General features: G+C 36.4%; 22 protein-coding genes and 1 other RNA gene. 11 read left to right on the forward strand and 12 right to left on the reverse strand.

The genetic code is table 11. The features are described 5' to 3' along the window. Nucleotides 1-1,483 (reverse strand): cryptochrome/photolyase family protein (locus FJR37_RS07970; RefSeq protein WP_168465734.1); only part of this gene is annotated, 1,483 nt, incomplete at its 3' end. A gap of 25 nt (nt 1,484-1,508) precedes the next feature. After that, nucleotides 1,509-1,763, reverse strand: coding sequence for a TIGR03643 family protein (locus FJR37_RS07975; RefSeq protein WP_168465735.1), 255 nt, complete (start codon nt 1,761-1,763; stop codon nt 1,509-1,511). 205 nt (nt 1,764-1,968) lie between these two features. Here FJR37_RS07975 and FJR37_RS07980 point away from each other — a divergent pair, with 205 nt between their 5' ends. Both FJR37_RS07980 and FJR37_RS07985 read left to right on the forward strand, forming a co-directional pair. Further along, nucleotides 1,969-2,784 carry a SirB1 family protein gene (locus FJR37_RS07980; protein WP_168465736.1) on the forward strand — a complete coding sequence of 272 codons (816 nt, stop codon included), beginning with the start codon at nt 1,969-1,971 and terminating at the stop codon, nt 2,782-2,784. Nucleotides 2,785-2,831: 47 nt separating this feature from the next. After that, nucleotides 2,832-3,287 carry a DUF29 domain-containing protein gene (locus FJR37_RS07985; RefSeq protein ID WP_168465737.1) on the forward strand — a complete coding sequence of 152 codons (456 nt, stop codon included), beginning with the start codon at nt 2,832-2,834 and terminating at the stop codon, nt 3,285-3,287. A gap of 71 nt (nt 3,288-3,358) precedes the next feature. On the opposite strand, the gene FJR37_RS07990 is transcribed toward FJR37_RS07985, so the two are convergent. Continuing rightward, nucleotides 3,359-4,792 carry a GTP-binding protein gene (locus tag FJR37_RS07990; RefSeq protein WP_168465738.1) on the reverse strand — a complete coding sequence of 478 codons (1,434 nt, stop codon included), beginning with the start codon at nt 4,790-4,792 and terminating at the stop codon, nt 3,359-3,361. Nucleotides 4,793-5,096: 304 nt separating this feature from the next. On the opposite strand from FJR37_RS07990, the gene FJR37_RS07995 reads away from it, so the two are divergent. Continuing rightward, the gene (locus tag FJR37_RS07995; protein WP_168465739.1) at nt 5,097-6,560 is read left to right on the forward strand and encodes an AAA family ATPase; all 1,464 of its coding nucleotides are present in this window, start codon (nt 5,097-5,099) and stop codon (nt 6,558-6,560) included. Next, nucleotides 6,557-7,534 (forward strand): hypothetical protein, encoded by a 978-nt coding sequence (locus tag FJR37_RS08000; RefSeq protein ID WP_168465740.1) that lies wholly within the window; start codon nt 6,557-6,559, stop codon nt 7,532-7,534. The genes FJR37_RS07995 and FJR37_RS08000 overlap by 4 nt, the downstream gene beginning before the upstream one ends. 7 nt (nt 7,535-7,541) lie before the next feature. Here FJR37_RS08000 and FJR37_RS08005 read toward each other — a convergent pair whose 3' ends face one another. After that, a complete protein-coding gene (locus FJR37_RS08005) occupies nt 7,542-8,270 on the reverse strand; it encodes an ABC transporter permease (protein ID WP_254434538.1) in 729 nt (242 codons plus the stop codon). Nucleotides 8,271-8,636: 366 nt separating this feature from the next. On the opposite strand from FJR37_RS08005, the gene FJR37_RS08010 reads away from it, so the two are divergent. Beyond that, complete coding sequence (locus FJR37_RS08010) at nt 8,637-9,710, forward strand: glycosyltransferase family 4 protein (protein WP_027404006.1); 1,074 nt, start codon at nt 8,637-8,639, stop codon at nt 9,708-9,710. Between the two features lie 504 nt (nt 9,711-10,214). On the opposite strand, the gene queF is transcribed toward FJR37_RS08010, so the two are convergent. From queF to FJR37_RS08035, 5 genes are all read right to left on the reverse strand, one after another. After that, a complete protein-coding gene (queF, locus tag FJR37_RS08015) occupies nt 10,215-10,631 on the reverse strand; it encodes a preQ(1) synthase (RefSeq protein ID WP_027404005.1) in 417 nt (138 codons plus the stop codon). An 81-nt stretch (nt 10,632-10,712) separates the two neighbouring features. Further along, nucleotides 10,713-11,135: a hypothetical protein gene (locus tag FJR37_RS08020; RefSeq protein ID WP_039200121.1), complete on the reverse strand. Its 423-nt coding sequence runs from the start codon at nt 11,133-11,135 to the stop codon at nt 10,713-10,715. A gap of 269 nt (nt 11,136-11,404) precedes the next feature. Beyond that, a complete protein-coding gene (locus FJR37_RS08025) occupies nt 11,405-11,806 on the reverse strand; it encodes a phasin family protein (RefSeq protein ID WP_039200122.1) in 402 nt (133 codons plus the stop codon). A 25-nt stretch (nt 11,807-11,831) separates the two neighbouring features. Next, an RNA gene (gene ffs, locus FJR37_RS08030) (signal recognition particle sRNA small type) lies at nt 11,832-11,928 on the reverse strand. A 37-nt stretch (nt 11,929-11,965) separates the two neighbouring features. Then, nucleotides 11,966-12,232 (reverse strand): YciI family protein, encoded by a 267-nt coding sequence (locus FJR37_RS08035; RefSeq protein ID WP_027404002.1) that lies wholly within the window; start codon nt 12,230-12,232, stop codon nt 11,966-11,968. A gap of 175 nt (nt 12,233-12,407) precedes the next feature. Here FJR37_RS08035 and FJR37_RS08040 point away from each other — a divergent pair, with 175 nt between their 5' ends. Then, entirely contained in the window at nt 12,408-12,959 is a 552-nt protein-coding gene (locus FJR37_RS08040) for a 2'-5' RNA ligase family protein (protein ID WP_168465742.1), read from the forward strand. Between the two features lie 248 nt (nt 12,960-13,207). Beyond that, nucleotides 13,208-13,996: a glycoside hydrolase family protein gene (locus FJR37_RS08045; protein ID WP_168465743.1), complete on the forward strand. Its 789-nt coding sequence runs from the start codon at nt 13,208-13,210 to the stop codon at nt 13,994-13,996. A gap of 57 nt (nt 13,997-14,053) precedes the next feature. On the opposite strand, the gene FJR37_RS08050 is transcribed toward FJR37_RS08045, so the two are convergent. Next, complete coding sequence (locus tag FJR37_RS08050; protein ID WP_027403999.1) at nt 14,054-15,277, reverse strand: ribulose bisphosphate carboxylase small subunit; 1,224 nt, start codon at nt 15,275-15,277, stop codon at nt 14,054-14,056. 57 nt (nt 15,278-15,334) lie between these two features. Further along, complete coding sequence (locus FJR37_RS08055) at nt 15,335-16,771, reverse strand: BCD family MFS transporter (protein WP_039200142.1); 1,437 nt, start codon at nt 16,769-16,771, stop codon at nt 15,335-15,337. Between the two features lie 144 nt (nt 16,772-16,915). Here FJR37_RS08055 and FJR37_RS08060 point away from each other — a divergent pair, with 144 nt between their 5' ends. From FJR37_RS08060 to FJR37_RS08070, 4 genes are all read left to right on the forward strand, one after another. Beyond that, a complete protein-coding gene (locus tag FJR37_RS08060) occupies nt 16,916-17,431 on the forward strand; it encodes a GNAT family N-acetyltransferase (protein WP_039200125.1) in 516 nt (171 codons plus the stop codon). Nucleotides 17,432-17,799: 368 nt separating this feature from the next. Continuing rightward, on the forward strand, nt 17,800-18,762 hold the full coding sequence (locus FJR37_RS08065) for a DUF1517 domain-containing protein (RefSeq protein ID WP_039200126.1): 963 nt from the start codon (nt 17,800-17,802) through the stop codon (nt 18,760-18,762). A gap of 147 nt (nt 18,763-18,909) precedes the next feature. Beyond that, nucleotides 18,910-19,047, forward strand: a complete 138-nt coding sequence (locus FJR37_RS27660; RefSeq protein WP_371416108.1) for a hypothetical protein — start codon at nt 18,910-18,912, stop codon at nt 19,045-19,047. Continuing rightward, a complete protein-coding gene (locus tag FJR37_RS08070) occupies nt 19,034-19,273 on the forward strand; it encodes a hypothetical protein (RefSeq protein ID WP_233455541.1) in 240 nt (79 codons plus the stop codon). The genes FJR37_RS27660 and FJR37_RS08070 overlap by 14 nt, the downstream gene beginning before the upstream one ends. Nucleotides 19,274-19,325: 52 nt before the next feature. Here FJR37_RS08070 and panB read toward each other — a convergent pair whose 3' ends face one another. Then, nucleotides 19,326-20,099 carry a 3-methyl-2-oxobutanoate hydroxymethyltransferase gene (gene panB / locus FJR37_RS08075; RefSeq protein WP_039200129.1) on the reverse strand — a complete coding sequence of 258 codons (774 nt, stop codon included), beginning with the start codon at nt 20,097-20,099 and terminating at the stop codon, nt 19,326-19,328. Between the last annotated feature and the right edge of the window lie 70 nt (nt 20,100-20,169).

Consider the following 20,169-nt stretch of genomic DNA (forward strand, 5'->3'; position numbering starts at 1 on the left):
ACCAGTTTTCAGCCTGTTGGTGGATAGACTGCAATTCTTCTGAAGACATTTTATCTAGATGTTTTAAAATTAAGCCCATTCGTCCTTGAGTTTGGAGTTTCTCTCTGTGTCTGTTCAGAAAATCCCAATAGAAAAAATTGAATGGACAGGCATTTTCACCTATCCGTTCTTTGTGATTATAAACACAGCTTTTACAATAGTCACTCATCTTATTTATATAGTTAGCAGAAGCAGCATAGGGTTTAGATGCTAATACTCCTCCGTCTGCGAATAAACCCATACCAATAACATTAGTTTGCATCACCCAATCATAAGCATCAATAAATACTGCATGAAACCAATTTTCTACAGATTGGGGTGAAATTCCCGCAATTAAAGCAAAGTTACTCAATACCATTAACCGCTGGATATGATGAGCGTAACCTGTACTTTTGATCTGGGTGATAGTCTGGTGTAAACAATTCATGTTTGTTTCACCTGTCCAGAAAAATTCGGGTAATGATTGGGTGTGACCAAACCAATTCTTTTCGGCATATTCTGTATCTACAAAATGATAGATGCCATACATATATTCTCGCCAACCCAATACTTGACGAATAAAACCTTCTACACTATTTAAAGGTAGTTGGTGTTGTTTATATGCTGCTTCAGCGGCTTGAATTACTTCCAATGGTTGGAGTAAGCCAATATTCAAATAAGGAGAAATTAATGCGTGCCACATTGTCTGTTCTCCGGTAATCATCGCATCTTGGTAAGTACCGAAATCTGATAAACGATGTTGAATAAACCAGTCTAATACTTGAAGTGCTTGTTGACGATTTACTCCCCAATCAAATGGTTCTATTTCTCCATAAGTTAAATGAGAAAGAGAGTTAACTTTGTCTATAACATCAAGAGTAATTGCGTCTGGTGTAAACCATTGGGCTGGGGGTGGATGTAATTTACCTTTAGGTGGTTGACGATTTTCTTTATCTAAATTCCACTGTCCTCCAATTTGTTGTTTGTCCTCCATTAAAATTTGAAAACTTCGTCTTCCTTCTCGATAAAAATCTTCCATTAATAGGCGTTTGCGACTTTTCGCCCAAGCAGTAAATTTTTCTGTACTCCATAAAAATTGATTATTAGGAATTAAGGTGATTTGACAAGGTAATTGTAAATTTTGAATTATTTGGGTGAATGGTTGATCATTGGGTGTCATTACCCGCAATTCGGTAATTTGATTAACTTGAATCCATGCTTGGAGTGATGTTTGAAAATCTGTGGCTACTTTGTATGTGACTGCATAGTTTAGTTGTGCTAATTCTGCTGCAAAGTGGCGCATTGCTGACCAAATTAACACTAATTTTTGGCGATGATATGGTCTGATTTGGATATGCTGTAATGATTCGATGAAAATTACAGGTGTATTTATTTGATGATTACAGCTTTTTAAGGCTGATTGTTGTAGGGAAAGTTGATCGCCTAATATCCAAATTCCAATCATAGATAATTTTATATTTTATGTGAATTTAAGTCTTTTGATTTTGGGATTTGAATTTCCCTGCAATAAATTCTCTTTTTTCTAAATGTTTGGTTTTACGTTTGGTAACTCTTTCTCTCCACATTTGAAAACTAGATAATTTCATTTCCCTTCTCATCAGAGCAATTACCTGCTTTTCTAAAAGTCCAAATTGGTTTTCTATAACATCAAATGGCGTTCTATCTTCCCAAGCCATTTCAATAATACGATCTATGGTTTCAGTATCTAAGTCAGGTAGTTTCATGTTGGAACTGGTTTGAAAAGTTTAATAAAGCCGCCACAATTATAAATCTATATTGATTATACTATAATAATGCTCTTTTTTCTTGTTTTCAGATTCTAGAACGGATAGATCCAGACTATCTTCCATAAATCTCTTGAATAATCTAAAATGGGAGGAGACACAAAAAACTCTGTACTTTCCTCTAATCGCTTCATCCTGATTGCTTATGAACTTCTCGTCAGCACGACAGTATTTTTACCAAGAGATTCAACAACCTGATGAGGATATCAATCTCGCAAAGGCAGCCTTATATATTGCCCAGGAAGAATATCCAGATATTGATACTGAAGAGTATTTAAATGCTATTGATACAATGGCAATGGAGTTAGAGGAACGTTTGCCTTCTTTTCGCTATCCTCTACGGGTTATTCAAAGTATTAATCAATATTTATACGAAGAATTGGGCTTTGATGGTAATAAAATTGATTATTATGACCCCCGCAATAGTTTTTTAAATGATGTCATTGAACGGAAAACAGGTATTCCGATTACCTTGGCATTAGTTTATATGGAAATAGCCAAACGGATTGATTTTCCAATGGTTGGGGTGGGAATGCCGGGACATTTTTTGATTCGTCCAGACGTGGAAGATATAGGGATTTTTGTGGATGCTTTTAATGGTGGTGAGGTGATGTTTGCCCAAGACTGTAAAGAAAGACTTTCACAAATTTATCAGCAAGAAGTGACGCTCAAACCTGAATTTTTAGCGGTTGTGAGTAATCGGCAATTTTTAACGCGAATGTTGACTAATTTAAAATATATTTATCTTCAAAAGCAGGATTTAGAAAGGAGTTTGGCAATAGTAGAACGGATTTTGCTGTTGTTTCCAGAAGCAAGTTTTGAATTAAGAGATCGGGGTTTATTGTATTATCAACTTGGGCGGTTTTCTCAAGCTGCGGAAGACTTACGGATTTATTTAATTAAAGTTCCTGATGCTAAGGATGGAGATGTAATTCGTCAATTACTTGCTAAGTTGAATTAGTTAGTTGTATAATTTATTAGGAGTCTATCGAGTCAGGAGATGTTGTTATGCTGACCATTGATACTAATAAAACATTATATGAACAAGATTTTTATCTGTGGATACAAACTACACTTACACTTTTGAGAGAAAGAAAATTAGAACAATTAGATATTGAGAATTTGATTGAAGAAATTGATAGTATGGGAAGGAATGAAAAGAAAGAACTAAAAACTCGCCTAGTTGTCCTAATTGAACACTTATTAAAACTACAATATTGGACAGAGGAAAAAGATTATAATGCTAGGGGCTGGCGTAATGCTGTCGTTGAACAAAGACGACAAATAGCCTATACTCTAGCAGATAGTCCTAGTCTAAAAGGTATTTTAGATGATGTATTTCTAGATTGTTATACAGATGCTAGAAATGATACAATAAATAAATATCAACTTCCCCCAACTTTATTCCCTGAAGAACCATCTTTTTCTTTAGTTCAGGTTCTCAATCCAGATTTTATGCCCTAAGTCTAGAGTATAAATCAAGATGGTGCGTTACGCTATCTGGGCGCAAGCCTCGCGCCCCTACTTCCTGACTTTCATACTTTTTTCCTCAGTCTAACTTTAATTAGCAATTCATCTTTAATCCGGTTCAAAATTGAAGTTTCATTTAAAGTTGATAAAATTTGACTAACTACTGCTTTTGGTCCATCTGGTCCCCAGGTTGCACCATTGGCTAAATAGGCTTTGGTAACTTGGCCAATACTGTATGAAGATACTCCAGCTACTCCTGCTTGGGTTATAGCTATGGATAAATAGGGTCCAATTGTCATGCCGGCGGTTGCTGTTGCAGAGATACCCAGTAGGGTTTTTAAACTACTTAAACCCAAATTTGCTAATAGTTCACTAGCACCGATACCACCCATACTCAGGGCGATTTTTTGGAGTAATTTCACTGCACCAGTTTCTGTCATGGGGATACCGTAAAGCTTGGATAAGCCTAAAATTAAGGAGATATCTATAATTACAGCACTGAGTATATCCACTACTGTAACAGGATTGAGTGCGATCGCTAATGCTTTAGTAATGACTGCTTTCCAAATTAACTGATTAGCATTTTCTTCTCTAATTATTAGTTTACGTTGTACCAATTGCTGATTAACATCATCAGCATAAAGCATAGTATTTAAAGCTACTAATGCCTTACCTTCCTGGTGCAGAATTTCCAATATTTTCAATTTTAATTCGTCAACTTGTGATTGTCCTTTTTGGAGTTTTATACCTCTAGTCCCATCAGGATTTTGTACCGCAATTCTGACTAATGGTGAAGCTGCGGACATAACGATTTCTGCTGGTGAAAGTAATTCCCGCACTCTATCATCTCGAATTTTTTCATAAATTGTAATTCTGTCAGTTTCGGGATATTGATCAACTTTATTAAAGACTAAAATAATCGGTTTACCTACTTCTCGTAATTGCGATAATGCTATTTGTTCAATCTTCGTCATATCTCCCGAAATTACAAATAAAATTAAGTCTACTTGCTTGGCAATTTGTTCAGCTAAAGCTGCGCGAGTTTCACCGTCTACTTCATCTAATCCAGGAGTATCAATTAATTCAACTTGGGATTGACCATTGCTGGGTAATGTGGCTTTTAAAGTTCCTAAAGCTTCTTCACTAATACTCCAATTTACTGTTTGTGCATCACGAGTAACACCATGTAGGGGACCTGTAACAAAGACTTCTTGACCGACTAAAGCATTGAGAAGGGAGGATTTACCCCGTCCTACCATCCCAAAAGCAGCAATTTGGACTACCATGCTTTCTAGTTTATCTAGCATGGTTTCTAAATCATGAATTTCTGCTTCTAACCCTGATTTTTCCACAGGGGAAAGATCAAGATTGTTAACTAAGTTTCGGAGTGCATTTTTGGCTTGTTTGTAGTTAAGTTCGGCTTGAATATCGTCAAAGGTAAAAATGGCATTATCCAATTCTTCTTCCCAATTGGGGATGGATTCGGGTATAGTGTTCATTTGAGAAAGCGAAAAAGAGGGAGTAATTAAAAGTTACACTAGCACAAATACAGTATATGAGATTTTTCAAGCAAGACATATTAATCAGATTTTACTCTGTGGGTGCAGGTTATTTCCAAATTTATGCCTTTAGAAGATGTCGAAGCAGCCATGAAGCTGATCACGGTTAAGTTTAAGGTGTAAAATATTGTAAAGTTTAGTGATGGATAATGCCCACCCTAAATGAATTATGATTAGGTTAGCCGTAATTCGGTGTTAACGGTATAATTCCAATATGTAATATTTCTCAAGGAAGAAAATTCACATGAAATTACTACAAGTCCAAGTACCCGATTTCCGTGTTTTGAAAGATGTTGATATTAAGTTTGATAGAAGGTTTGTCCCTAATATCTTTCCTTTAGGAAGCCTCAATGGAGGTGGTAAAAGTACACTTTTACAATTAGTTTTTGTGTTATTACATTGTTGCACAAATCCAGAAAGAAAAATTTTTATAAAGAATTTACTACATGGCTTTACACTTAATGATGACTCTAGTGATAGAGTATTAGCTATCATCAAAATTTGGGATGGTGAAAAAGAAGTTGAAATTAAATTTCTAGCTTGTCATAACACTTGTATCGAAAATATATTAAAACAAGATCATGAATACAAAAATAATGAAGACTGGAAATTATCTAATTTTGAAAAACTAGAAAATATCACTAAGAATATTTATAAAACAGAACAAGATATTGAACAACTAGAAAAAGCAATTAATAAATTAGAAATTCATGAAAAGCTAGAAAATGATGATATTAAGCACAGACGATTCCAACAAGTAATGCGTGAATTATTCTATAATAATATAATATCCTCTAGAATAAGAAGATTGCCAGTTGCAGATTTTAAAGAAGAAGTTGAAGAAATGCTTGATTCATATCAACTAAATCTTGATGAACTTTCGCAGGAAAAAGAAAAAATAGATATTGTATTGCAAAAAATATCCACATACTTGCATGAAAAAAACATTATATATATATGTAATTATTCTTCAGGAATTAATACTGAAGAAAATGAATTTGTATTATGCCAAATTGGTGATAATTTAGATATCAATAAAGCAGAAGCATGGTTAGATGAAATATCAAATAAAGTATTCTTAGCTGCTCCTATTAGTCAAGTTTTTCTATTTACTCATCACGAATACAGAAGACGATTCTTTGAACAAAATGGTGATAAAAATTATGATTCAGAATTAAAAATGTCTAAATTGAAACTACCAGGATTTTTTACTTATGATTTTGCTCAACCGATGATTACAGTATTCACAAATGCTATAAATGAAGATTACAGAGATGCTATAAAAACTGAAGGTGAGTATGGTAAGCGATATAAAGCATTATTAGATGATTTGAATTCATTCTTGGTTTATAAAAAAGTAAATATTTCTACAGATTTATCCAAAATCATCTTCCAGTTAGACACAAATGATGAAAATATTAAACTTTATCCTGAAGATTTAAGTCATGGTGAATTAAAAAGATTGAGCATTTACTTATGGATAAAGTATAATAAAATCGAAGATGCTATTGTTCTCATGGATGAAATTGAAATAGGATTTCATCCAGATTGGCAATATGAAATAATTAGAGATTTAGAAGAATGGTCTCCTAGTAATCAATATATTCTAGCAACTCATTCTTATCAATTATGTCGAGCGCTTACACCGGCTCATATCAGGGAATTAGAACCAAAACTTATCAAATCAGATAATAATATTCCACTATGAATACTTATCAAAAAAAACTAATGCAACATTGTAACGAAATTATGGGAAATCCAAACATTAGACAGAGAATTGTTGTTTTGTGTGAGGGTCAAGGTAGTATTTTAAACTTAAGTGATGAAACAACAGTAAATTACGGAAAAATGAAGCAAATGCCAGATGCAGATTTTTATATAAAATGCATTCCAAAGACATGGAAAACATACAAACCAGAATTTTTTAATTGTCAAGGTAGAACAGGTGTTATAGATACTTATTTTAAGCTTTTAGAATTACATGAAGAAGGTAGTAGAGAGTCATACTTAAATCCTGATAAGCTTTTTGCTATAGTTGATTTAGATTTACAGTCCCAAAATATTGATAATTACGGTTTCTCTAATACAGAAGAAATTTTCTTAAATCTTTATCACCAAGGTCAAATTAATGAGGAAAATGCCAGAAATCATCGTATTTGGGTGACGGGATTAATTCACAAAGAAGCATATTTTATCATACCTGAACTGCAAGAAGTCTTTAATAATTCAATATATTCTCCACAGTATAATGGTAAAAAAGTTATTCTTGAAGATATTTATATTACTATGGCAGATGCTATTATTAAGTGTAATGATTTAGAAAATAATTTATCAACCGTCTCTAATCGCATTAGTCATTGTTCAGAATTAGATTGTACAGATTTAGAAAAGTTACGTGATTCCTGGAAAGAACAGTTTGAAAATTCTCCAGATGAAATACGCAAAAAGGAGTTAATTTATGCATTATTAATGCTTAAAAAAGTTAAAGTTAGGGATAAGAAAACTAAAGAGGATTATTGGGAAGACATTAAACCACCAAGTGATTGGACTAATACAGAGGAGGTATTTAGGGATCAATTATTAGGGGAAATAGCTAAATTTTACTCAGAACAGAGTAATTATGCTAAATATCATATTCCTGCTTTTATGCAATTTTTAAAACATTTTTCTACTTTGAATTGATTTTGTCCTATTCTCTCCTTTCCCCCGCAGTCCGAATCAATTCACCTATCAAAGCGACAATTGCAGTCATAGAAATTAACATCACGCTTAAAGCATTAATATCCGGTTTGACTCCCGTTCTAATGCGGCTAAATATTTCCATTGGTAAGGTATTAGTACCACTTCCCGCAGTAAAACTGGCAATTAAAAAATCATCCAAACTCAACACAAATGCCAATAAACACCCAGAAATAATTCCTGGCATTAATTGAGGTAATAAAACTAAAATAAAAGCTTGTGTTGGTGTCGCACCTAAATCTAAAGCTGCTTCTTCCAAATGGGGATTAATATTATTCATCCGCGCAGACACTACCAAACCAACATAGGATAGACAAAATACGATATGGGCGGCGATAATAGTCCATATACTCAAAGGAATAGCAAAGGCTGCTAAACATACTAGAGTAGAAACTGCGATCGCAATATCAGGAATTAATAACGGTAAATAAGCAATTCCCTGATATAATTTCTTACCAGGAAAGTCATAACGTGCCAACCCCACAGCCATTAATGTTCCCATAACGGCGGAAACTCCCACAGCAGAAAAAGCCACCACCAAACTATTATATAACCCCGATAAAATCCGGTCGTCATTCAACAATTTTCCGTACCATTCCAGGGTGAAACCTTGCCATGTAGCACTGTAGGGGGACTGATTAAAACTATAAAAAGCCAGTACCAGGATAGGTAGGTACATAAACACAAATATGATCAGTGCAAAAACCACCTGCCATGAAATACGCGGTTTATTTATTTTTTTGTATATATTCATGCTGCTTAATCAATGCAAATATTTGGTTATCGTGTCATACTATACTGATTTTTTTGTTCTCAGTCAAGTTAAAAATTACAACCATGATGATTATATTATGTCTAATTTATTTCTTAAGTATCAGACATTTACATTACCTCAGGTAGACAAAAAATATCAAATATAAAACATAAGATTTGGTAGTAATCATAAAGAAGGGTGGTTTTTATATTTTTAGCTATTTCTGCGTTAGTTATTTTATTTATTCATCAACTAACTAGAAATAGAAATCTGATATCTTAGGAGATTGACATGAAAATTGCTCAGGTTTCCCCACAGTGGGAGAGAGTACCCCCACCAGCTTATGGTGGCATAGAATTAGTAGTGGGGTTATTAACTGATGAATTAGTCCGTCGAGGACATGAAGTGACATTATTTGCATCAGGAGATTCTTTAAGTTTAGCCAAATTAGTATCAGTGCATCCCCGCGCTTTAAGGCTAGATCCTACAATTAAAGAGCCGGCTATTTATGAAATGCTGCTATTAGCTTCAGTTTATGAACAAGCAGAAAATTTTGATATCATCCATTCTCATGTAGGACTAGGAGCGCTAGTTTATGCCAATTTAGTCAAAACTCCTACAGTTCACACTTTACATGGAATTTTTACTCCCGATAATGAAAAAATCTTTAAATATGGCAAAAAACAGCCTTATATTAGTATTTCTAATTCTCAAAAAGAACCCCGGCTAGGATTAAACTACGTAGACACTGTTTATAATGGCATTGATGTTAGTAGTTATGAATTTTATCCCCAACCAAATGAACCATCTTATTTAGCTTTTTTAGGGAGAATGTCCCCAGAAAAAGGACCACATTTAGCAATTGAAATTGCTAAAAAAACTGGTCGGAAGTTAAAAATAGCAGGTAAGGTAGATTTAGTAGACTTGGAATATTTTGACCAAAAAATTAAACCACATATTGATGGTAAACAAATTGAATATTTAGGGGAAGCCAATCATCTGCAAAAAAATGCCCTTATGGGGGGTGCTTATGCAACTTTATTCCCCATTACTTGGCGAGAACCCTTTGGATTAGTCATGGTAGAATCAATGGCATCAGGTACACCTGTAATTGCCATGCGAATGGGTTCAGCAGAGGAAGTGATTGTTGATGGTGAAACAGGTTTCCTTTGTAATAATGTGGCAGAATGTATTCATTCTCTTGACAAAATAAGTAACTTAGATCGTTACGCTTGTCGTGAATATGTGGACAAAAATTTTAGCGTTCAGCACATGACTGATGGTTATGAAGCCGTTTATCGCCAGCTAATTGCCGAAAACTTAGCTCAACAAAATGGTTTTCCCCGCAATGCTTTAGTTACTTAGGAACGCAAATTTAATAACCTGCAATTCTGATGTAACCTGGAATGGTGCGTTACGCTGTCGCTAACACACCCTACTTTTGCACCTTATTTAATTCACATTCCTTAGTAGGGGTGGCAATACTTGTCGGTTAAGGAAATGTAGGTTGGGTTGAGCGACAGCGAAACCCAACAAGATCCTTGATAATGTTGGGTTATGGCTAATAGACATCTCCGGTAAAGATTGTAGAGACGTTCCATGGAACGTCTCTACAGGGGTTTCATGTCACGCATATTTAATTTTCACCAGATGTCTAATGCCTCCGGCGATAGCGAAGCGCTGCTGCAAGCAGTTCGCAGGGATACGCCACACTATGGCTAACGCCTCCCGCCAGGGAACGTTTACGTTCCACAACCCAACCTACCGGATAATGACTTTTTAGGCTTAACCGAGCAGTATTGGTAGGGGTGGGGTTTCCCCAACCCAATTTCTAACTCCCCTTCTATTTCCTGACTCCTGACTCCTACTCTAAACAGCTTTTTGATGTCTGACTTCAACAACTGTATGCACATTCCCACGAGGGGTAAAATCTGTTTTCACAGTAATTGCTAAAGGATCACAAGCTGCAACTAGATCATCTAAAATTTGATTGGCTGTTTCTTCATGGGAGATATAGCGATCGCGGTAGCTGTTAATATAAAGCTTGAGCGCCTTCAACTCTACTACCTTTTCATCTGGAATGTATGTAATATAAATAGTCGCAAAGTCAGGATAACCGGAAAAAGGACATTTACAAGTAAATTCCGGTAAAGTAATATTAACGTCATAGCGTCTGCCAATGCGGGGGTTAGGAAATGTAATTAATTTCCCTTCCGCAATTTCGCGTTCACCATATTTCATTTCTGGACTTGCTGGAGATACAGTTTCAGGTGCAAGGTTACTCATTATGTTAATAAAAAGAAATGCAGAGATTGACAATTATTAACTTAACAGTTTTTAACATTTCTCCCCAGCTTCATGAGTTACCTACTCAATTTCTTTTTCCCAATCTGGACAACTTTCATCATCCCAACCATGAGGGTGCATACCACAGACTAGCAAATTACCACTGTAAACCTGTCCGTGATAGTTACTACAACCAATACAAGCAGCATTTTTTTCTAGTGTAGCTTCTACTGTGTATGGAAAACCAGGATCTATATCTTCGGATATGTCCCCTAATTCCCAATAAATTTCCAAAAACGGTTCGGTCAATTCCTGTAAAAACTGTTCGTGCAAAGTAGCGAAGGTATCAATATCAGCCACTAATGCGTTTTGTACTTCTTCAGTAATTTCTTCCGTAATCTCAAAAAAAGCGTCTACCATATCATTTATCTCTAGGAAGAACTGCTCTACTTCATCAGTCACGGCTTCAATCATGCCTATTAAGTCTTTTTGCCACTGTTCCATAACTTGTACTCTAAAAGGCTAAAAACATGACGCTTAACACCGCTTGACTGGAAGCTATCGAGTTTACGGTTGGTAATTGCAACTGAAACCATCTTGGGTACAGCGTCATTTTTCGATAATTACGAGAATTACAGCGATTTCCAATCATATAAGGTACATCTTAGCCCCCTCATCGCTTGCGGGGAGGGGGTTGGGGGTGGGGTTCTTGTTCCGGGTTTGATGACAATTTGCTGTAAATGTTCCTGATACCCACAGTAAAAAATTGCTTTTTACGGTTCACGTTGCAGCCGTTTTAACTCTTCCTGTAGTTCTAGCACTTGATTGCGTAGTTGATCTACATTATCGCCATTTTCTTTATTTTCTTTTGTCGTCTCTTTCACCCTTGGTTCTTCGTCAACCTCTAAAATTTCAATCCGACGAGGTTCGGAAGGGGCTGTTTTTTCAGGCGTTTGTCCAGAGGTTGATTGCTGTTGGGCTTGCTTCATCATATCTTCGACAAAGCGGCGAGCCTCTTCTGTGTTCATCTCACCTTTGGCTACCATTTCATCTGCCAATTTTTGAAATTGCGATCGCAATTCGGCTAACTTCCCCCCAGCTTTTTCGCCAGCGTAAGAGGCTAACCCCACACCAAGATAAAAAGCTTTTTGTACAATATCTCCAAAACCAGGCATTGCTGCTGAAAGCTCCTACAAATAAGGCGACCCGGAGACTACGCCTACCACAAGCATCCCTTATTGCTGCTACCTTCCGGTCCTGACAAAGTTTGGGCGTTGAAGTTGCATAGATCCAGGTCTTCCATCATCATAACACGAAAATTCAAAATTTGTGGACTATTCCACAACAATTCGCCATTCAAATAATTGATAACTGACACAATCGTTCTGTACCAAGGGGTCAGCCAATACTATTGCTTGTGCCTCATCCATTGATGCCGCCTCAAATAACATCATTCCACCACCCTTTTGCGCCCAATAACCTGTTTTAGCTTTGTGTCCTTTAGTAATCAACTCTTGTACATAGGCTCTATGGGCAGGTACATATTGGTCAAAGGTGGGTTTCTCAACCTTACCAGTTTCAATTTTGACAAACCAAGCCATATCTTCAGATGAGATTTTAAATGAATAATTTCTGATTTATCACAAAATATCATGATTTGTTATCGTATTTGCGCTGATTCATATATTTTTATGATTTATGTAATATTTCATAGCCACACGCTACCCATTTACACATCCATCCTGTATAATTATTTAGTAAAAGTAGGAGAATTAAATGAGTCGCTTTTTCGTTGCCCTCTTACCACCACAAAATATTCAAGAATATGCAAACGAAATTAAACAGTATTTTGCAGATAAATATGCCTGTTATAGTGCCAAAAAATCACCCCCCCATATTACCTTACAGCCGCCCTTTGAATGGGCAGATTATTCCCTATTGAGTTTAGAAACATCCTTGGAAGCATTCGCTATTCAACAGCAACCAGTTTCCGTGACATTCAACGGGTTTGCTGCCTTTCCGCCTCGTGTTATATACATGGATGTAGTCAAAAGTCAACCACTTTTGAATTTACAAACAGATTTAGTTACACATCTAGAAACCAAATTAGGGATTATTGATGAAGTCGGAAAAACTCGCCCCTTTATCCCCCATCTCACAGTAGCATTTCGGGATTTAACAATGGAGAACTTTCGGACTGCTTGGCCAGAATTTGTCCAGCGTCAGTTTTATTCTGAATGCACAGTAACTCATTTAACTCTACTCCTGCATGATGGCAACTGCTGGAATATTAAATCAAAATTTCCGTTTCTACCATCCGGCAAATGATGCTAAAATTTGTGAGATTATCTAGAAATTTACTAATAATTTGTTAAGTTTTTAAAATTCAGTTGAATTAACTGGAAATGACTGTAATAATGATTCTATTGCTGAGAAAAGACAATTAGTAAATATCAAAAATTCATTCACAAAAATGGATGGAAATTGTTTACTTATTGTTATAGGTAAAAAGTAAGTTTTAAATTTGCTTTTTCTTAATTATTAAACTGATTAAATCCAGCCCACAGAATAACACAATGCCTAGCAAATTAAATCTCAATAGTGGTGAAACTCTCCAAAAAGGTGCAACAGGATCACAAGTTAAACAACTCCAAGAAATCTTAAAAGCACTGAATCTAAATCCAGGAACAATAGATGGTGATTTTGGCAATAATACTGTCAAAGCCGTTAAACAATTTCAAAGTCAAAAAGGGCTTGAAGCAGATGGTGTAGTCGGAAAAAATACTCAAAATGCTTTAAATAATGCTCTTGGACAAGCAACAACAAGCGCAGCATCATCTATATCATCTCCAACTTCTAGCGTTCCCACAAAAGGTTTTGGTGGGACAACTGGAAAACTACCACTTCCAGGTGTTCCTCTCATCAAAGAATTTGAAGGTTGTTATTTAAAGGCCTATCCAGATCCTCTCAGTGGTAATTTACCTATCACTATTGGTTGGGGTACTACTAAAAAAAGAGATGGTAGTAACTGGAAATTAGGTGAAAGCATCACTCAACAAGAAGCAGATGATTTATTGATGCTTCAGTTGGAAAATAGCTATCTCCCACCTCTGCAAAAAATTCCTGTTTGGAATGAATTAAACGCCAATCAACAGGGTGCTTTATTGAGTTTTGGTTATAACTTGGGTGCTAACTTCTATGGTAGTTCTAACTTCTCAAGCATGACTAGAGTTTTGAGAGATAAAAAGTGGGATGAAATTGAAGAAACTTTTCTAAAATACAGAAATCCTGGTAGCAATGTAGAAGCAGGATTGAAACGGAGAAGACAAGCAGAAGCTAAACTATTTTTAACTCCTGTTAGCTAAATATTAAATTCAATCGGAGACGTTCTATAGAACGTCTCTACATTCAAAAAATACTAATTACTTACCATTGGGACGTTGAATAATCGTTTCTACTATTCGTCGTTTTGCTTGTGGATCAATTCCTACCAAACGCACATATTCACCGTTATATTCAGATAAACAAGATTCTAAAGTAGAAATAGCATCGGAATGGGCATCAATATTAAAAGAACCGCAACTTTGCCAAGAACCTGTCCGAAACCGTCGTTCATCAACGTGTTCAATGCCAATTTTACAACCTTGAGATAAAATTTGGCGAACTTGTTCTTGAGTTTCTAAACTTAAATGAGTAGGTTGATTAATTGTAGGTTTGCTAACTGGACTTTCCACAACAGGTAAACTTGCTTGAGACGCTTTACCGCGATTTAAACGATTATATTCATCTACTAAATGAGAAGTTTCTACCCGTTTTTGTTCACCAACCATAAATTTACCAGACTCAATTAAATGAGAGAGTGTAAAATCTGGCTTTTTAAATGCTGGTGGACCTTCTAAACTATTAACAACTCGTAAAGAGACATTTTCAAAGCCAATTTGATGGATAAAGTTACGAATTTGTTCATCATAAATCCGAGAACGCAAAGCACTAAAAAAGTCAATAGATTGATGGGGAAAAGTATCAACTAATTGGGCAATTTCTCGTTCTGAAAGTCCATCAGGTGCAAAAATTCCCCCCACAATTCCTATTTTATCATCGCGGTTTGGTTCCCAATAAAATTTATCCATTCTCCCATCACGAATTAATGGTGCATAGAGAGTAGAAAAATCATTGCCAGTCACAATAATTGGTACACGACATAAAGGATTGGAATCATAACTTCCCGGTAACTGCACATCTGTGGGATTATCAGCAATATTCATCAATGTAGCATTTACCAATTGAGTATTTACTGTATATTGAGTTCCTTCGTCAAAACGTCCCGCACCGGCATCTAAATCATTAATCATCAGTACGCACATTTTCCCTCGTACCTTGATTAATTCTGCTGTTTCCCGATAACGCAGACGTATCAATCGCGCTGGATCTCCTGCATCTGGACTTTCTAATTCTCCTCCAGATATTAAGGTGACTTCGATACCCATTTTTTCAAAGACTAATTCGCATTGAAAAGTTTTCCCCTCACCTTTGCGTCCATGAATACCTAAAATTAGAGGAACGCGAATCCCAGGAATATTTAAGAAGTTTTTGGTGATATGAACTGCAAGTTTATCAAGAAAACTAGGCGCAATGTAGTAACTCATAGAATGTATCCCTGGTTATGTTTTATTTGTTAGTTGTCAGTTGTTAGTTGTCAGTTGTTAATTATCTAAGTCACTTTCGAGAACAGAGGCTAAAACTTGTTTTGTGTTAGTTTGAAATTCTGTAACATTGACTCGATTCAAAAACCAAATTGATATCAACATTCCCACAGCTTCTAATAGAAATACCATGCCATAAGCTAAGACCAAATTATCGGGTAAAAACTTGCGTCCTAAATCTAAAACAGTACCACCAATTACCGTAGCAATGCCTCTAGATAAAGACTGGGCAAGTCCCCAAGCACCAATAAATGTACCTGCGGCTTCAGCAATTGTTAAGTCTAACATTAAAGTAACGGCTGCGGTAGTGACAAAACCAGTAGATAAACCAAATAAAACTAAAGTTGATTTTAGGAGAGATGGATTTGCGGAAAATCCGGAAAACCCTATTAATAAAGCGGCAACTGCTACTAAAATACAACCTAACTTTATAGTCCTTTTTTTACCCAAACGGGGAACAATGAAAAAACCTGTGATTCCATAGGAAATTAATATCCCTGTACCGTAAAAAACGTTGAGTTTGGTACTTTCTGCTAGGGGCATTTTAAATACTTGCCCTGCATAAGGTTCTAAAATGGGATCTTGCATAAACAAGCTAATAGTCATCACTAATAAAAATGTGAAAAATAAGCCTGTTTGTGGACTAGCTGTTAAAATTTTCCAAGCACCTTTTAAGGTGATACCATCTTCCCGATTTCCTTTATTAGCACGGTTTAAGAAACGGGAATATTTGTTTTCAACTCCTACAGTTGCCACAATTGCTAAACTAAAAACGATGCTGGGAACAATTATAAATAGACGATTAATTGCCGCTTGTAAAGTTTCTAGAGGTGCGTTTGTGCTTAATTCCTTTAATAAGCTGGAACTGATAATTGCCCCTACTATAATCCCTACCATTAACATTGACCAAACAATCCCCACAACTTGGGAACGGTTGTCTTCTTCGGAAATATCAACTAATAAAGCTGCAAATGCTGTACCACTAGCGCAAATGGCTAAACCGTAAATTGCGAATACTAACCCTAAAACTGCTGTCCAACCGATAGTTTGGGTAGTCCATGTCCACTTATCACCAATATTAGCCGCATTTAACTGCCACATTACTTGTACCGCTAAAAAGGCGGCGATCGCAAATATTCCTGCTCCTCCCCACACATAAGCCGTGCGATGATAACCTAAGAAGGGTTTAGCGTCGGACATTTGCCCAAATAAAATCCTTGTCGGTGCTATAAAATAAGGTATTGCTAATACTAAACTACCTATAGTTGCCGGAACTGCGATTTCCTGAATCATGACGCGGTTAAGCACTCCCAGAGTCAAGATAGACATCATACTCAACCCCATTTGAAACAATCCTAGCCGAAACATCGTCAAAATATTGACTTTGGGGATAGAGAAGGATTGAGTTGGGGTGTCCAATGTATCATCCATTGCCATAGCTGCTTTTTTGTCTTGTTTTCTAAATAGTAGCACCCTCGGTATGTTTCCAAAATCAAAAATGAATTCTATATGATCTCAATTAAATGGTAAATTAATTTTAGAATCATCACATTTAATTTTCATTAGAATATAATTTTCTCTATGAATAATTCATCAATTAGCATTACTCAGTTATTAGATACAGATTTGGGAGAACTCAGAAAAATCAGTCGAGAAATTTGGTATAGCTACTATTCGACAATTCTCAGTCATGCACAAATCGAATATATGCTCACTAAAATGTATGGAACAGGAGTAATTGAAAACGAAATTCATCACCAAGGAATATTTTATGATCAAGTTTTACATAATTCTGAATTAGTTGGTTATTTATCTTATAGTTCAGAAACGATGAATAATATGAGTTATTTAAAACTACATAAATGTTACTTATTGCCATCACTGCATGGTTTCGGCTATGGTCAAAAGATGTTATTCCATGTTTACCAAAAAGCCCAAGCAATGAACCTAAAACAAATAATCCTCAATGTTAATAAAAGGAATGAAAAAGGCATTAAAGCCTATTCTCGATTTGGTTTTAAAATTATTGATAGTCAGATAAAAGATTTTGGTAGTGGATTTGTATTGGATGATTACATCATGGGTTATGATATTTGAATAATTCAATAATTTGTGATTTACTTCATATCAATAAATTATCCAAATTACAAAAAAAGAGAACAGGGAACAGATAAGAAACTAAAACAATACAATTGAGGGCGGGGTTATAGCTTTTGCAATTTAGTCACTGTCTCCCATTTAAGTGCATACCCTTATATCAGATTGGCAGCACTAAACATGAAAAATTATTAATTAATTCTAAAGTTTTTGGATTCTCAAGATGTTTCCTTGTACGGTTATCAACGCCAGAAATCTCTCCCTATTTCCACCCTAACCAAGAAAAGAAGCGGTAGATTAGAGATAGTGTCACTTCTTCAAAACCGGAGAGGTGATCATAAAAATACAGTTGTCTCCATAAATGTGTTATGAGTAAAAAAATACAAGGATTCTTCAAACCCCTATTTAAAACCGTCTTTATCCTTAGCTTAGTGCTAACTTTAGCTTTTAGTCATGCTAATGATGCCTTAGCAGCCCGTAGTGGCGGCAGAATTGGCGGTGGTTCTTTTAGAATGCCTTCTAGCCGCACTTATGCACCTCGGACAAGTATGCCAGGTAATGGCGGCTACTATGCCCCTTATGGTGGTGGTTTTGGATTTCCGTTTCTTTTACCCTTATGGGGTTTCGGCGGTGGTTTTGGTGGGTTGTTTGGGATATTGATCTTTTTTGCAATGGCGAATTTTTTAGTCCAAACCTTTCGCCGTGTCACCAGTGGAGAAACCGAAGAAGTCAGCTATAGCAGCAATCCCTCCGTGTCTGTCACCCGGTTACAAGTTGGTTTACTAGCCCAAGCAAGAGATTTACAACCCGAACTCAATCGCATTGCGGAAACTGCTGATACCAATAGCCCCGCAGGAAGAAGCGAAGTTTTACAAGAAGCTAGTTTGGCTTTATTGCGTCACCCTGAATACTGGGTATATGCAGGTGGTGGAACTCAACAAGCAAAACTAAATTCCGCAGAATCTCAATTTAATCGGTTGTCTTTAGCCGAACGCAGTAAATTTAGCGAAGAAACTCTCTCTAATGTCAATAACCAACTCAAGGCTGTTTTAAGTAAAGAAGCTTTATCTGGTGAAGATAATCCCACTCGTTTGATTAGTGAAGGACCAGGAGAATATATTATCGTCACCTTATTAGCAGCGACTTTGGGTAAATGTGAAATTCCCGCTATTAATAATGCTGATGATTTGCGTCAAGCCTTACGTCAAATTGGTAGTCTTTCCGGTGAACAACTGTTAGCAATTGAAGTTTTGTGGACTCCCCAAGTAGAAGGAGATACACTGACATCAGATGATTTGTTTGCGGAATATCCTGATTTGAAATTGGTTTAATTGAGGTTTAGGGCTGAAAACAGTTAGAAGTGACTTGTAATCGAAAATTGCGACATTCGTTTTAAGATTATTTATGTCACAATTGAGGAAACTACCATTTATAATCCTACTGCTGTACAAGCCCTAACCTGTCTGAGGGTTTGTGAAATGCTGTCTAACCGCCTTCTAGACATCCACTTGGTTCGATTTGATGAAATTGAGCGATATGTATACATTCTTGCAGGCGATGAAATGGAAATTTTAATCTTCCCTGAAGGAAATTGGAGGTTTAATGATGAAACCTAATTTTGTTCAAATGTCGAGGTCTGAGTTGAAAGACTATGTACGTAGACATCCCCGTGATTGGGAGGCTTTGAATATTCTAGTGAGTCGTCGTACTCCTGATTCAGAAGCTACATGGTATGCGCCAATGGTGACAGCAGAAGGTATACCAATAGAAGAAAATGTCCGGTTAGCAGAAGAAGCTATTCAGGAACGAATTACCTTAGAGAACCAAAAAAGAGTCCATTAAGAGTATAAACAATTTCAAACTCTTACTCTCTGCGCCTCTGCGTGAAACGAACTTATTTCGGAAACTGTCCTTCTCGCACTTCCACAGCATAATCTTGTACAGCTTTGGTGATTGTTTCTCGTAAGTTTGTATAAACCTTAGCGAATGGTGGTTGTTTTTCCGAAAGTCCGAGAATATCAGAAGTGACTAATACTTGACCATCACAGCTAGAACCTGCACCGATGCCGATGGTAGGAATACGGAGTTTTTCTGTAATTTGCAGTGCTAGTTTTGTAGGAATATGTTCTAATACTATCGCAAAAACCCCAGCTTGTTCGAGAGCGATCGCTTCATGAAAAATTCTCTCACCTTCTTCCTGGGTTTTTCCCTGTTGTCGTAACCCTAATTGATGAATTGATTGGGGTGTTAATCCCACATGACCCATAACCGGAATCCCCGACTGCACTAACCGGGTAATGGTTTCCACCATTGCGGGATAGCCACCTTCTAATTTCACCGCTTGCGCCCCCGTTTCTTTCAACACTCTACCGGCGGAGTGCATAGCTTGGGAAATACTTTCTTGATAAGTCAAAAATGGTAAATCAACTACCATTAAAGCATTTTTGACCCCACGCCGCACGGCTTTAGCATGATGGATCATTTCATCCAAAGTTATTGGTAAAGTAGTTTCATAACCAAGGACGACGGCAAGAGAATCACCAACTAGGATAAAGTCTACACCAGCTAGATCCAAAAGTTGAGCGATCGCATAATCCCAGGCAGTTAACGCAACAATCGCCCGTCCCTGTTGTTTCCATTGAGTTAATTGTTGGGTAGTAACTGCCATAAAGAATTGATCACTGATAATTGTCAATTGTTAATTGTCAACTGATAATTGTCAATTAAGTAAGTAGGTG

Source organism: Aphanizomenon sp. UHCC 0183 (assembly GCF_009712065.1).
GTDB lineage: Bacteria > Cyanobacteriota > Cyanobacteriia > Cyanobacteriales > Nostocaceae > Dolichospermum > Dolichospermum heterosporum.